Consider the following 13,746-nt stretch of genomic DNA (forward strand, 5'->3'; position numbering starts at 1 on the left):
ATGAGTAGTAAAGAACAGAAGTCGCCTGACGAGCAAGTCTTGGATCAAAAGGAAGCAGCGGAAGGTCAGCAAGCGGATGCCGTACCAGAGACGACAGATGTCGCTGACCCCCGTGATGAGCGTATCGCAGAACTGGAAGCGCAACTGAACGATGCTCAGCAGCGTGAGCGTGAAAGCGCGTTGCGCGCCCGCGCCGAAATGGAGAACATTCGCCGTCGTGCCGAGCTGGATGTGGAAAAAGCGCATAAATTCGCTCTGGAAAAATTTGCGGGCGAAATGCTGCCGGTGATCGACAACCTTGAACGTGCGCTGGAGATGGCGGACAAATCCAATGAAGCGCTGTCGGGCATGATTGAAGGGGTCGAACTGACGCTGAAAGCGATGCTTTCCGCCGTGAATAAGTTCGGCATCGACGTGGTGGCGGAAGTGAACGTGCCGTTTAATCCGGAAATTCATCAGGCCATGACCCTGCTGGAATCAGCCGATCACGCGCCGAACCATGTCATGATGGTGATGCAGAAGGGTTATACCCTGAACGGTCGTTTGCTGCGCCCGGCGATGGTCGCGGTGTCCAAAGCCAAAGAATAATCGTTTTCCGGCTTTCTCCGGGGAGCGGCCAGCGGGCTTCTTCCCGGATCGTGAATGTGGTCTTGTCGGCTTTTTCCTTCCTTTATTCCCCTTGCCGTTTTTCCCCGCTGACTTAACGAAAGCATTTCCCTGTTGCTTACACCGTTTTTCCTGTCGTTATCGCATGGAAAGTGTTTAGTCGCGTGATGCTGTACCGATCGTTTTTTTGTTTATATTTTGTTAATCTTTACGTATTAAAACGTGTGTCGTTTGTCGGGTGAATGCATCATTATCATAACCTATCAGAGCAATCATCACTGCCATTCTAAATGCACTTGATAATCATTATCAACTTTGCGAGAGTAATAAAACAATAGTGTCAGAAGGGTTACTCATATGCCGGGGAGTCGTGTAGTGGAGTCAGTCAGCCGTACGTCGAGGAAGCTCAAGCTTTCACTGATGGGGCCGGCTTTTATCGCGGCGATCGGTTATATCGATCCCGGTAATTTCGCCACCAATATTCAGTCGGGCGCAGCCTATGGATATCAGCTGTTGTGGGTGGTGGTGTGGGCCAACCTGATGGCGATGTTGATTCAATTGCTCTCCGCCAAACTGGGGATCGCCACCGGCAAGAATCTGGCGGAGCATATTCGCGATCGTTTCCCGAAACCCGCTGTCTGGGCCTACTGGGTGCAAGCCGAAATCATCGCCATGGCGACCGATCTGGCGGAGTTCATCGGTGCGGCGATCGGTTTTAAGTTATTGCTTGGCGTGTCGCTGCTGGAAGGCGCGATCCTCACCGGGATTGCCACTTTCCTGATCCTGACGCTGCAGCAACGCGGGCAAAAACCGCTGGAGATGGTGATCGGCGGGCTGCTGCTGTTTGTGGCGGCGGCCTATATCGTCGAACTGATTTTCTCTCGCCCGGAACTGTCGTCGCTGGCGAAAGGCATGGCGGTGCCGAGCCTGCCCAATTCCGACGCGGTGCTGCTGGCCGCCGGCGTGCTGGGCGCGACCATTATGCCGCACGTGATTTACCTGCATTCGTCGCTGACGCAGCAACAAAGCAACATAACCCGCGCCGAACGTTATTCCGCCACCAAGGTGGATGTCGCGGTGGCGATGACCATCGCCGGGTTTGTGAATCTGGCGATGATGGCGACGGCGGCGGCGGCGTTTCACTTCAGCGGCAACACCTCGATTGCCGAACTGGATCAGGCGTATCTGACGCTGAAACCGTTACTGGGGCAGGCTGCGGCGACTATTTTCGGCCTGAGTCTGGTGGTGGCGGGGCTGTCGTCTACCGTGGTAGGGACGCTGGCCGGTCAGGTGGTGATGCAAGGGTTTGTGCGCTTTCATATTCCGCTGTGGGTTCGCCGCGTGGTAACCATGCTGCCGTCTTTTATCGTGATTCTGTCCGGCATGAACCCGACCCGGGTGCTGGTGTTAAGCCAGGTGCTGTTGAGTTTCGGTATTGCGCTGGCGTTGATTCCGCTGTTGGTTTTTACCGGTAACCGCGAACTGATGGGGTGCCTGGTGAACAGCCGCCGGGTACAGAACCTTGGCAAGGTGATCGTCTGTATGGTGATTGCGCTCAACCTGTATCTGGTGCTGGATACGCTGCTGGGTTAACGCGCTCGCCTGTTCTTTGCGACGCCTCCGCCGGTTATGGGCGGAGGCGTTTGTTTTTTCCGCTTCCGACTTTTCTGCTTTCGTCTTACGATCGCGTGCATTCCGGCAGGCTCCGTCCTATTATCTGGGACTGATTTTTTGATACAGAGATTCAATGATGTCGTCGCCCATTACTATTCTTGATAAGCAACTGTTATCCGATCACTGGTTTGTGCTGCATAAATATGTGTTCGATTTGAAACGTAAGAATGGCGGCCTGGTGCGCCAGATGCGGGAAGTGTATGACCGCGGCAACGGCGCCGCCATCCTGCTTTACAACCGTGTCCGGGGGACGGTCGTGCTGACGAGGCAGTTCAGGATGCCGACTTACCTGAATGGCAATGAGAGTGGGATGCTGCTGGAAGCATGCGCCGGTTTGCTGGACGATCAGTCGCCGGAGCAGTGCATCCGAAATGAGGCGATCGAAGAAACCGGTTACCAGATAGGCGAAGTGGAAAAGTTGTTTGAAGCCTACATGTCGCCGGGCGGCATCACCGAGCTGGTGCATTTCTTCGCTGCGGAATATGACGACTCACAGCGTAAAACGAACGGCGGCGGTGTGGATGATGAGGATATCGAAGTGCTGGAATTGCCGTTTAACGAAGCGCTGGCGATGATTAAGGACAGTCGTATCCGTGATGGTAAAACCATCATGCTATTGCAGCACGCGCAGATTAACGGCTGGTTCGGCAACGTGCGCTAACGGCATTCGAAAACGGTAGATGACAAGGGGCCGGCAGGCCCCTTGTTGTTTGCGGCGGAACCCTGTTTACAACCGGGCGGCTAGCAAATCTTCCAGCTTCTGCTGGTCGGCGGCAAACAGGCGGATGCCTTCGGACAGTTTCTCCACCGCCATCGGATCCTGATTATGCTGCCAGCGGAATTCGGTTTCCGACAGCGGCGCCGGCTGATGGAAGCCTTCGGTTGACGGGCTGAGAATGCGTTCCACCGGTGCGGTGCTGTTTTTCAGCTGTTCCAGTAACGGCGGGGCAATGGTCAGGCGATCGCACCCGGCCAGCGCCAGAATCTGTTCCACCTTGCGGAAGCTGGCGCCCATCACGATGGTGCGATAGCGATGCTGTTTGTAGTACTCGTAAATACGCCGCACCGACAGTACGCCCGGATCCTGCTCGGCATCGTAGTCGGCGGAGGGTTGTCTGGCCTGATACCAGTCGTAAATGCGGCCGACAAACGGCGAAATCAGATAGACGCCGGCTTCCGCACAGGCACGGGCTTGTGCAAACGAAAACAACAGCGTCAGATTGCAGTTGATCCCCTCCTTTTCCAACTCTTCGGCGGCGCGGATCCCTTCCCAGGTAGCCGCCAGCTTGATCAGAATACGTGAACGATGTACGTCCTTTTCCTCGTACATCGTCACCAGTTTGCGCGCTTTAGCCACACACATACCGCGATCAAACGACAAGCGGGCATCCACTTCGGTGGAGATCCGCCCGGGAATACTTTTCAGCACCTCGGCGCCGATGTTGACCGCCAGACGGTCGCCGGCGTTGATGAGCAGGGTTTCTATCGATCCGCCCTGCTGGCGGGCGTAAGCCAGCGCATCGGCAAACAGCGGCTGATAAACGGGTAGGCCGGCGGCTTTGAGAATCAAGGATGGGTTGGTGGTGGCGTCCTGCGGTGAAAAGTGGCGAATAGATTCGATATCGCCGCTATCTGCCACTACCACGGTGAATTGTTTCAATGCGTCTAGTTGGTTCATGGCTTGGCTCCCTGAAGAGAAAATTGGCGGAATCACCCTGCAGGATTCCGTGACGGAATGACATGCGTTTTTTCTGATTGCAGTCATCGGCAGGTTGATCCCCCATGTCGTAACACAGGCTAAGAGCCTATCCCAATAGGGCTATTTCACTTGCCATTTTGGACCTGGGCAGTGCTCGAAATCCTCACGTACTACCTGTACGCTCCGGCTTCTCCGCGCTGCCCGAGTCCAAACTGGCTGCGCCAATTACGCCTATTGGGATAGGCTCTAAGCATAGTCAATTCGTGTCGGCTTGCTTGTGACAAGGGGAGCGTTGGTAGCGATATCATCGGTATTTGGTCATGTTTGGCCGGGGAAATAGTCGTTATGGTGAGTGATTTTCACTCTCATTAATTAACTATATTAAGCGGTATTCCGGCGTGGATTTTGTAATGCTTCATGGTTTCGAAAATCACAGACACGGTACACTGGGTGACTCGCCACCCTACTAACAAAGCGATAAGACAAGGTAATAAACTATGGATGAACAACTGAAGCAAAGCGCACTGGACTTCCATCAATATCCGGTGCCGGGAAAAATTCAGGTTTCCCCGACCAAACCGCTGGCCACGCAGCGCGATCTGGCGCTGGCCTATTCCCCGGGCGTTGCTGCGCCTTGTCTGGAAATCGCTGAAGATCCGCTGGCGGCTTACAAATATACCGCGCGCGGCAATCTGGTGGCGGTGATCTCCAACGGTACCGCGGTACTGGGCCTGGGCAACATCGGCGCGCTGGCCGGCAAGCCGGTAATGGAAGGCAAAGGGGTGCTGTTCAAGAAGTTTTCCGGCGTCGATGTGTTTGATATCGAAGTGGACGAACAGGATCCGGACAAGCTGATCGACGTGATCGCCGCGCTGGAACCCACCTTCGGCGGCATCAACCTGGAAGATATCAAGGCGCCGGAGTGCTTCTACATCGAGCAGAAGCTGCGTGAGCGCATGAAGATTCCGGTATTCCACGACGACCAGCACGGTACCGCCATTATCTGTACCGCGGCGGTGCTTAACGGCCTGCGCGTGGTGGAAAAACAGATTTCCGACGTCCGGCTGGTGGTATCCGGCGCGGGCGCGGCATCCATCGCTTGCCTGAACCTGCTGGTGGCGCTGGGTCTGAAACATGAAAACATCGTGGTGTGCGATTCCCGCGGCGTAATCTACAAAGGCCGCGAAGCCAACATGGCGGAAACCAAAGCGGCGTATGCCATTGACGATAACGGCAGCCGTTCGCTGGCCGACGTCATCCCGAACGCGGACATTTTCCTCGGCTGTTCCGGTCCGGGCGTGCTGACGCAGGACATGGTGAAAACCATGGCGCCGCGCCCGCTGATCATGGCGCTGGCTAACCCGGAGCCGGAAATTCTGCCGCCGCTGGTGAAAGCCGTGCGCCCAGACGCCATCGTGTGCACCGGTCGTTCCGACTACCCGAACCAGGTCAACAACGTATTGTGTTTCCCGTTCATCTTCCGCGGCGCGCTGGATGTGGGCGCGACTACCATCAACGAAGAGATGAAGCTGGCCTGCGTGCACGCCATTGCCGATCTGGCGCTGGCGGAGCAGAGCGAAGTCGTGGCGTCCGCCTATGGCGATCAGGATCTGTCTTTTGGGCCGGAATACCTGATTCCCAAACCGTTCGATCCCCGCCTGATCATCAAGATCGCGCCGGCGGTAGCGAAAGCGGCGATGGAGTCCGGCGTGGCGACCCGTCCGATTGAAAACTTCGACGATTACATCGAAAAACTGACGCAGTTCGTCTACAAAACCAACCTGTTCATGAAGCCTATCTTCTCTCAGGCCCGTACCCAGCCGAAACGCGTGGTGCTGGCGGAAGGGGAAGACCCGCGTGTGCTGCACGCCACACAGGAACTGGTGTCGCTGGGGCTGGCGTTCCCGGTGTTGATCGGTCGTCCGGGCGTGATCGAAAAACGCATCCAGAAACTGGGCTTGCAGATCGCTATCGGCAAGGACTTCGAGGTGGTGAACAACGAGTCCGATCCGCGTTTCAAAGCCTACTGGACCGAATATTTCGAGATGATGAAACGCCGCGGCGTGTCTCAGGAGCAGGCGCAACGCGATATGCGCGGCAACCCGACGCTGATCGGCTCCATCATGGTTCACCGTGGTGAAGCGGATGCGATGATCTGCGGTACGGTCGGTAACTATGAAGAGCACTTCAACGTGGTGGAGAAGGTGTTCGGCTACCGTGACGGCGTGCATGTGGCGGGGGCGATGAACGCGCTGCTGCTGCCGAGCGGCAACACCTTTATCGCCGACACCTACGTCAACCCGGATCCGACCCCGGAACAGCTGGCGGAAATCACCCTGATGGCGGCCAGCACCGTGCGTCGTTTCGGCATTGAGCCGAAAGTGGCGTTGCTGTCGCATTCCAGCTTCGGCACCTCCGATTCGCCGACGGCGAAGAAAATGCGCGCCACGCTGGCACTGGTGAACAAGATGGCGCCAGAGCTGCAAATTGACGGCGAAATGCACGGCGACGCCGCGTTGGTGGAAGCTATTCGTCGTGAGCAGATGCCGAACAGCCCGTTGAAAGGCGCGGCCAACATCCTGATCATGCCGAACATGGAAGCCGCCCGCATCAGCTATAACCTGCTGCGCGTCTCTTCTTCCGAAGGCGTGACCGTCGGGCCGGTACTGATGGGCGTTGCCAAGCCGGTGCACATCCTGACGCCGATCGCCTCCGTGCGTCGTATCGTCAACATGGTGGCGCTGGCGGTAGTGGAAGCACAGACCGCGCCGCTGTAATCCTGTATGGTTGTTAAGGGAAGGCTAAATTTTATGCGAAAATTTGCCTTCCCGATATTCACCGATATACTTAAATTAATTGGCAGGAAAAACTCTGCCAATTAACCTTTTTACGTTTTATAAAATTATTTATTTAAATTTTTTTCTCTGCCTTTATATGTCATCTTAATTATTCTCGTGGGGGGTTATTATGCCGGCTGTATCAGTTGCATCTTGGTGTAAAAAGTTTACATGGGGAATATTGACTTGCTTTCTACTTAGCGGATGTGCAACTATTTCTCCGTTTAATCAACGAGCTTATGAACAATCTGTAAATATAAAGGTTGAAGCACTAACTTTAATGGATAAAGCTGTTGAGCCATTTGACAGTAATAAAGAGGGTGTTAAGCTACTTAAACTAAATATTGAAAAGGCCTATGAATACTCAAAAGGGTTGCCTGATAATCAGATAGTATCTAAACAATGGGCGATTATCAAAGATCCAAATCGTAATTCTTTGGGGGGGTTCCTTAAGTTCTGGGAGTCCCGGAAAGTATTGTCTGCTACCTTCATCAATGAAGCCAAAGGCATAGTATCTGACGGGCTTGATACAGTTATTGAACTGGAAAGTGGTAAGCGTAAACCGTAAACCGAAGATAATTGGAGGGTAGTGATTATGTCTAAATTCGATGAATTTATTAATGTTTTGGGGAGTGAGTTGATTAATTATGCTAAGGGCAGTTGGCAGGAATATGAGAGTCAGGCAGTAAATGATGGTAATGATTTTTTTGATAGGTTAAAAGCAGACCTGATGACTTGGTCGCAGCAAGTAAGTGATGGGAAACTATCAGAAGATGAACTAAAGTGGCTTATTAAAGGGAAAATGGATTTGGCTCAACTGAAAGCTCTCAAGCAGGCTGGGCTTGCACAAATTAGTTGTGATAAATTTATAAATGGATTGATTAGTATCGTTGTGTCTACTTTATTTAAGGTGTTCTTGTGAAAACAATTAATTCACTCGACCTTTTATAAGTCGAGTAAACTACTGTTTTCGGAATTCATAATATACATCAGTATATTATTATCTTATTGAGTCTTTTTCTTTTGGCATAGCCACTTCTCCAATTCGTTAGCGAACTGCTGGCGGTCGCGTTGGCTTAATGCCGCCGGGCCGCCGGTTTGTACCCCGCTGGCGCGCAGCGTATCCATGAAATCCCGCATCGTCAGCCGCTCGCGGATGGTATCCGGGGTGTAGCGTTCGCCGCGCGGGTTGAGCGCGACCGCGTGTTTTGCCAGCACTTCGGCCGCCAGCGGGATATCCGCGGTGATCACCAAATCGCCCGGCTGGACGCGGCGCACGATTTCGTTATCCGCTACATCGAACCCGGCGGCGACGCGCAGGCTGTGGATGTGCGGCGAAGGCGGCGTTTTGAGCGGCTGGTTGGCGACCAGCGTCAGGCGGGTTGCGGTGCGATCGGCGGCACGATAGAGCACGTCTTTAATGACGTTGGGACAGGCGTCGGCGTCCACCCAGATAGCGGTCATCCGCGTGCTCCCGACGGCGTATTCAGGCCGAGCCAGTCACGGGCGGGCAGAAAGTCGCGGTACAGCGCCGCCTCCGGGCTGTCCGGCTCCGGTTGATACTGGTATTCCCAGCGCACCAGCGGCGGCATCGACATCAGGATCGACTCGGTGCGCCCGCCGCTTTGCAGGCCGAACAGCGTGCCCCGGTCCCACACCAGGTTGAATTCCACGTAGCGCCCGCGGCGGTAAAGCTGGAACTGGCGTTCCCGCTCGCCCCACGGAATGTCTTTGCGGCGATTGACGATCGGTAAATAGGCGTGCCGGAAGCCTTCGCCCACCGCGCGCATGAATGCAAAGCTGGTGTCGAAGTCCGGCGTGTTGAGATCGTCGAAGAACAGGCCGCCGACGCCGCGCGCTTCGTTGCGGTGTTTGAGGAAGAAGTAGTCGTCGCACCATTGTTTGTAGCGCGGGTAGACGTCGTCGCCGAACGGCTGGCACAGGTCGAACGCGGTCTGATGCCAGTGAACGGCGTCTTCTTCGAAACCGTAATACGGGGTGAGATCAAAGCCGCCGCCAAACCACCAGACCGCCGGTTCGCCCGGTTTTTCGGCGATGAAGAAGCGTATGTTGGCGTGGCTGGTCGGCACATACGGGTTCAACGGATGGATCACCAGCGAAACGCCCATCGCCTGAAAGCTGCGCCCGGCCAGTTCGGGGCGGTGGGTGCTGGCCGACGGCGGCAGCGACGCGCCGGAAACATGAGAGAAATTCACTCCAGCCTGCTCGAATACCCGCCCCTGACGCAGAACGCGGCTGCGTCCGCCGCCGCCGGAAGCGTGTTGCCAGGCGTCTTCAATAAAGGTGGCGGTGCCATCGGTCAGTTCAAACTGCCGGCACAGGTTGTCCTGTAACGTGAGCAGAAAGTGCTTGATCGCGTCGATATCAGGTGAGCTCATAGTGTCCCTTATGATGATGTTGAAAGGCGGTTGGGCTTATTCCAACCTTAGTATATCGAAATTCGGCAGGCCGCCCATCGCCGGTAAATGCCGTCGATGTGAATCGACGCCATTGCTGAAAAGTGTATGACGAAGATGTTGCGTCTGCGGTGAATCACGGGATAATCGGGTATCACCTATTGACTCTAGATGGCGAGCAGCGATGGAAATCCGCGTATTCAGGCAAGATGACTTTGAAGAAGTGATTACCCTTTGGGAACGCTGTGATTTGCTGCGCCCCTGGAATGACCCGGAAATGGATATTGAGCGCAAGCTCAACCATGATCCTGACCTGTTTCTGGTAGCAGAAGTGGGCGGCGAGGTGGTTGGCTCGTTGATGGGCGGATATGACGGTCACCGCGGTTCGGCCTACTATCTGGGGGTGCATCCTGATTACCGCGGCCGCGGCATCGCCAATGCGCTGATCAGCCGTCTGGAGAAAAAACTGATCGCGCGTGGTTGCCCGAAGATCCACCTGATGGTGCGGCAGAGCAACACGGCCGTCATCAGTATGTATGAAAAGATGAATTACGACATGGTCGACAGTATCACGCTGGGCAAGCGCCTGATTGAAGATCAGGAGTATTGACCGTTCCCATCTGGCCGCGTTTGCGCGCCGTCGGTCGTTGACGGAGAGAAGCCGCCTTATCTCCGTCTGACGCCGACCGATATCCCGCCAGCCTGACGGCTGCATTTTTCCTTTCTGTTTCTGTTCGCGCATCCGCGCCATTTTCTCGTTAGGGGTTTTTGCCTGTCCAAAAGGTCAGGTTTGTACTGCTCACTGTAAAAATTTATTGATAATAGGTATCATTTGTAAAATAATTCTCATTATCTATAAAGGGATGTTTCTGCTTGTTTTTGGGATGGGGAATCAGGGGCGCCGCTGTTGCCTGTCCATGAATTGATACTTATTTCTATAAATAAAACATGGTATTACGTTGAAAGCTACACATTCTCTTCTGTTGTCCGTTGGGGTACATCTGTCGGTGGTCTGGGCCTTATTGTGGGGGTATGCGCCTCACGAGCCGCTGCTGCTGCAGGCCGGGCGCGCCGGAGAAAGCGTGACGGGCATGCATGTCACGTCGTTTTCCGCCCACGCAGTACGGCTGCTTTCCGCAAACACTGCAACTTCGCCTGCCGACGAACTGACTGCGGCCGCCAGAGCAACGCCGGTTGCCGTGGCGCCGGCGGTGATGCCGGCGTTGCCGGTTAATGAGCGCGCCGTAGTGACGGCCGCGTCTTCCGATTCCGCTGTGACGACACGCCCGCCAAAACCGACGGAGAAAACCCGCGAACCCTCGCGCCCGCCAAAAGATCCTGTGCAGGCGAAAGAAAAAGCGGACGTCAAAAAAACATCCGCCTCTCCACGCAGTGAAACTCGTGATACGCCGACGCCTGTGGCGGATGCGGCGAGTCCGGCTGAGCCGGGAAATCGCGCAACGGCGTCAGCGCCCGCCAGCGCGTCGGCAGGCGGGCAGGCCGCACCGGCGGGCGAGAGCACGCAAGGGCAGGCTCGTCAGGGCGCGGGCAATAGTCAGACCGGCACGCTGAAGGCGTTGCAGCGACGGGTGAATTACCCCGTGCGGGCGCGCTCGATGGGGGTGGAAGGCCAGGTACGACTGCGGTTTGACGTCACGGCCAGCGGCACGGTCACCAATATTCGGGTGTTGTCGGAGAACCCCGACGGGATGTTTAGCAGCGACGTTATCAAAGACATGGCGCGCTGGCGTTATCAGACCAGTTCACCGATTGCCGACCAGACGGTATCCGTCATTTTTCGGCTGAATGGCCATATCGAACTTCAGAATTGATTTTTTTGTTTTCAATATCATCAGGGTACAGGAAATAATTACATGAATAAGCATCTCTATTTGATGATGATACTCGGCGTATCATCAACGGCGACGGCTGCCGAACAGACGACTCAAACAGAAAATACCTCCGCCGGTAAAGCGGCGGCGGCAGAAAAGAAAAATGCCGATGAGGATACCATTCTGGTTCGCTCCACTCCCACCAGTCAGACGATGGGAACCCAGGTTATCACCAGCGAGCAGATTCAGCGTCGGCCGACGCGTAACGGCAGCGTCACTGAATTATTGCGATCCAACCCAAACGTGCGCTTTTCCAATGACCTCGACAGCAGCCTGACGCCCGGTGAACTGGCGCCGGAAAACGTGTCGTTTCATGGCGAGAAGTTTTACCAGAATAACTACATGATCGATGGGTTATCCAACAATAACGTCATCAACCCCGGCGCGAATAATGGCGAACTGAGCAATACACCGGATGGCTATTCACCAACCGACCTGCCCGCCGGCGGTGCGCAATCATTCTGGATTAACTCGGAGTTGATCGAGCAATTACAGGTATTCGACAGCAATATCTCCGCGAAATATGGCGACTTTACCGGCGGCGTGGTCGATGCCAAATTAAAAGACCCGAAACTGGACCGCGCTTCCGGCAGGGTTTCTTATCGCACCACCCGCGACAGCTGGGCCCGTTATCATATTGACGACGATATTGAAGGCGACTTTTATTCAGCCAGCCAGCTCTATTATCAGCCGAAGTTCCGCAAGAATTTTTATTCCGCCACCTTTAATCAGCCATTAAGCGACAAGGCCGGATTTATTTTTGCCTATAACCGCCAGCAGTCGTCGATCCCGTTTTATAACAGCGTCATGGATGAATGGGTCACGCAGAAGCGCGAGGCGGAAACCTATTTGCTTAAAGGTACCTGGCTGGCGGATAACGGCGATATTTTCCGCCTGACCGGCATGTACGCGCCGCATGAGTCCGGCTATTACAAAAAAGACATCAAAAACGGCGGCTATACCAATACCGGCGGCGGCTATCGCGGCAATATCGAGTGGGAACACAATGCGGACTGGGGGAAAGTGAGCAGTCTGGCAGGTTATCAGTTTGAAGAAAACCGCATCGAGCATGAGGGCGATACCTACCAATCCTGGTATCGCTATAATCTGCCGTCCCGATTTGTGTCCAGGGTTGTGGACTGGGGAACGGGGGGCGCGGGTAACGCCCAGCTATCGGGGATCGGTGGTTATGGCAAATATGCCACAGAAAAACAGACCTTCACGTTCAAACAGGATTACGAACTCAACCCGCTGGCGTTGTGGGGCACCAGCCATCAGTTGGATATGGGCTGGCAGGTAGATTCTTACCACGCGCAATATCGCCGTTTTAGCAATGTGTATACCAGCCGTAATACGCCTACCATCAGCACCAGCGTGGTGTGCCAGGCCGGCGACGACTTCTGTATTAATGGCGAGCAGTATTACCGCAATCGCAATCTGTTCCCGGCGCGTCAGGTGGAAGGCAATTACGTCAACTATGCGGTGTATTTACAAGACAGCGTCAGTTACCAGAACCTGGAAGTGACGCCGGGCGTGCGCCTGCAGTATGACGATTATCTGAAAAACCTGAACATCGCCCCGCGTCTGGCGGCGTCTTACGATGTGTTTGGCGATCGCTCCACCCGCATTTTCGGCGGCGCCAACCGTTACTACGCCCAGAACATGCTGGCGTACAAACTGCGTTCCGGGATCAACGAGTCGGTAGTGCAGAGTCGTACCAGCGCCGGTAGCGGCTGGACCAGCAGTAATACCAGTTATGGCAGTTATGACTACGATATTTCCGACCTGAAAACACCGTACAGCGACGAGCTGTCGCTGGGGCTGTCGCAGCGGGTGTACGACACCGTGTGGACGCTGAAATGGGTTAATCGTCAGGGACGCAACCAGTTCGGCCGCAGCAACGGAACCGATGACAGCGGTCAGCGTTATTACTACCTGACCAATGACGCACGCACCGAAGGCAACACGCTGTCGCTGACGGTGGAGCCTATCAGCCCGTATAAACTGAAATACGCCGATGTTCGCTGGGGGCTGAGCGCCAGCATGGCGGATAACAAAACCAGCTCACAGCTTTACTACGACCAGAGCAACCTGGACGACAGGAAGGTGATTTTCAAAGGCCGTCTGACCGATCGTCGTGACATGGACGCGCTCGACTACAACACCCCGTGGTCGGTGGCATTGAATATCAACACCTATTTCCCGGCCATTCGCCTTAACTGGGATCATAACCTGGCCTATACCTCCGGTTACAAAGGCTACCGTACCTCCAGCGTTACCTGCTCCGGCAGCGCCAGCAGCGTCAGCGCCTGCGGCGATTACACCGGTAGCGCCACGCTGTATACCGAGCGCCAGTATCAGGATTACGTCTCCTACGACTGGCGATTCAACTACTCCTTGCCCACCTATAAAAACCAGTCGCTGGACCTGACGCTGGATGTGATCAACGTACTCGACAACGTGATCGCTACTTCGCAGGAATCCTCCGGCAATACGGTGACCTACAAGCTGGGTCGTCAGTTCTGGCTGGGCGTGGCTTACAACTGGTAATGGCCTGACGCCGGGAGCGGGTGCGTCCCGCCCCGGCGATGACACAGTGATTGCCTGAGATATCCCGTCGG

General features: G+C 55.0%; 12 protein-coding genes. 9 read left to right on the plus strand and 3 right to left on the minus strand.

Translation table 11 applies throughout. The annotated features are described in order from the left end of the window. From grpE to nudK, 3 genes are all read left to right on the plus strand, one after another. On the plus strand, positions 1-588 hold the full coding sequence (gene grpE, locus DXX3274_RS04730) for a nucleotide exchange factor GrpE (protein ID WP_038668880.1): 588 nt from the start codon (positions 1-3) through the stop codon (positions 586-588). Between the two features lie 375 nt (positions 589-963). Then, the gene (locus DXX3274_RS04735; protein ID WP_050569810.1) at positions 964-2,199 is read left to right on the plus strand and encodes an Nramp family divalent metal transporter; all 1,236 of its coding nucleotides are present in this window, start codon (positions 964-966) and stop codon (positions 2,197-2,199) included. A 157-nt stretch (positions 2,200-2,356) separates the two neighbouring features. After that, positions 2,357-2,941, plus strand: a complete 585-nt coding sequence (gene nudK / locus DXX3274_RS04740) for a GDP-mannose pyrophosphatase NudK (protein WP_042858843.1) — start codon at positions 2,357-2,359, stop codon at positions 2,939-2,941. Positions 2,942-3,007: 66 nt separating this feature from the next. Here the strand turns inward: nudK and tal are convergent, their stop codons facing one another. Then, entirely contained in the window at positions 3,008-3,958 is a 951-nt protein-coding gene (gene tal, locus DXX3274_RS04745) for a transaldolase (protein WP_042858845.1), read from the minus strand. A 518-nt stretch (positions 3,959-4,476) separates the two neighbouring features. On the opposite strand from tal, the gene maeB reads away from it, so the two are divergent. The 3 genes from maeB to DXX3274_RS04760 all read left to right on the plus strand — a co-directional run bounded on the left by maeB (position 4,477) and on the right by DXX3274_RS04760 (position 7,738). Continuing rightward, positions 4,477-6,756 (plus strand): NADP-dependent oxaloacetate-decarboxylating malate dehydrogenase, encoded by a 2,280-nt coding sequence (maeB, locus tag DXX3274_RS04750; protein WP_042858847.1) that lies wholly within the window; start codon positions 4,477-4,479, stop codon positions 6,754-6,756. A gap of 190 nt (positions 6,757-6,946) precedes the next feature. Continuing rightward, positions 6,947-7,384 (plus strand): hypothetical protein, encoded by a 438-nt coding sequence (locus DXX3274_RS04755; RefSeq protein ID WP_042858848.1) that lies wholly within the window; start codon positions 6,947-6,949, stop codon positions 7,382-7,384. Between the two features lie 27 nt (positions 7,385-7,411). Beyond that, entirely contained in the window at positions 7,412-7,738 is a 327-nt protein-coding gene (locus DXX3274_RS04760) for a hypothetical protein (RefSeq protein WP_042858849.1), read from the plus strand. Positions 7,739-7,821: 83 nt separating this feature from the next. Here DXX3274_RS04760 and DXX3274_RS04765 read toward each other — a convergent pair whose 3' ends face one another. Then, positions 7,822-8,280 (minus strand): YaiI/YqxD family protein, encoded by a 459-nt coding sequence (locus tag DXX3274_RS04765; RefSeq protein ID WP_042858851.1) that lies wholly within the window; start codon positions 8,278-8,280, stop codon positions 7,822-7,824. Next, a complete protein-coding gene (hemF, locus tag DXX3274_RS04770; protein ID WP_042858852.1) occupies positions 8,277-9,215 on the minus strand; it encodes an oxygen-dependent coproporphyrinogen oxidase in 939 nt (312 codons plus the stop codon). Before hemF ends, DXX3274_RS04765 begins: the two co-directional genes overlap by 4 nt. A 202-nt stretch (positions 9,216-9,417) precedes the next feature. Here hemF and DXX3274_RS04775 point away from each other — a divergent pair, with 202 nt between their 5' ends. From DXX3274_RS04775 to DXX3274_RS04785, 3 genes are all read left to right on the plus strand, one after another. Then, positions 9,418-9,843: a GNAT family acetyltransferase gene (locus DXX3274_RS04775; RefSeq protein ID WP_042858853.1), complete on the plus strand. Its 426-nt coding sequence runs from the start codon at positions 9,418-9,420 to the stop codon at positions 9,841-9,843. Between the two features lie 349 nt (positions 9,844-10,192). Then, on the plus strand, positions 10,193-11,065 hold the full coding sequence (locus DXX3274_RS04780) for a TonB family protein (RefSeq protein ID WP_042858855.1): 873 nt from the start codon (positions 10,193-10,195) through the stop codon (positions 11,063-11,065). Between the two features lie 42 nt (positions 11,066-11,107). Beyond that, positions 11,108-13,675: a TonB-dependent siderophore receptor gene (locus tag DXX3274_RS04785; protein ID WP_042858856.1), complete on the plus strand. Its 2,568-nt coding sequence runs from the start codon at positions 11,108-11,110 to the stop codon at positions 13,673-13,675. Positions 13,676-13,746 lie beyond the last annotated feature (71 nt).

The sequence above is a fragment of the Dickeya sp. NCPPB 3274 genome, assembly GCF_000406205.1.
GTDB classification, from domain to species: Bacteria; Pseudomonadota; Gammaproteobacteria; order Enterobacterales; family Enterobacteriaceae; genus Dickeya; species Dickeya fangzhongdai.

Excerpts from the sequence above, each read along its gene's own strand:
- grpE (WP_038668880.1), top strand. The coding sequence starts at position 1 with ATGAGTAGTAAAGAACAGAAGTCGCCTGACGAGCAAGTCTTGGATCAA.
- maeB (WP_042858847.1), top strand. The coding sequence starts at position 4,477 with ATGGATGAACAACTGAAGCAAAGCGCACTGGACTTCCATCAATATCCG.
- DXX3274_RS04775 (WP_042858853.1), top strand. The coding sequence starts at position 9,418 with ATGGAAATCCGCGTATTCAGGCAAGATGACTTTGAAGAAGTGATTACC.
- DXX3274_RS04760 (WP_042858849.1), top strand. The coding sequence starts at position 7,412 with ATGTCTAAATTCGATGAATTTATTAATGTTTTGGGGAGTGAGTTGATT.
- DXX3274_RS04735 (WP_050569810.1), top strand. The coding sequence starts at position 964 with ATGCCGGGGAGTCGTGTAGTGGAGTCAGTCAGCCGTACGTCGAGGAAG.
- nudK (WP_042858843.1), top strand. The coding sequence starts at position 2,357 with ATGTCGTCGCCCATTACTATTCTTGATAAGCAACTGTTATCCGATCAC.
- tal (WP_042858845.1), bottom strand. The coding sequence starts at position 3,958 with ATGAACCAACTAGACGCATTGAAACAATTCACCGTGGTAGTGGCAGAT.
- DXX3274_RS04785 (WP_042858856.1), top strand. The coding sequence starts at position 11,108 with ATGAATAAGCATCTCTATTTGATGATGATACTCGGCGTATCATCAACG.
- hemF (WP_042858852.1), bottom strand. The coding sequence starts at position 9,215 with ATGAGCTCACCTGATATCGACGCGATCAAGCACTTTCTGCTCACGTTA.
- DXX3274_RS04755 (WP_042858848.1), top strand. The coding sequence starts at position 6,947 with ATGCCGGCTGTATCAGTTGCATCTTGGTGTAAAAAGTTTACATGGGGA.
- DXX3274_RS04765 (WP_042858851.1), bottom strand. The coding sequence starts at position 8,280 with ATGACCGCTATCTGGGTGGACGCCGACGCCTGTCCCAACGTCATTAAA.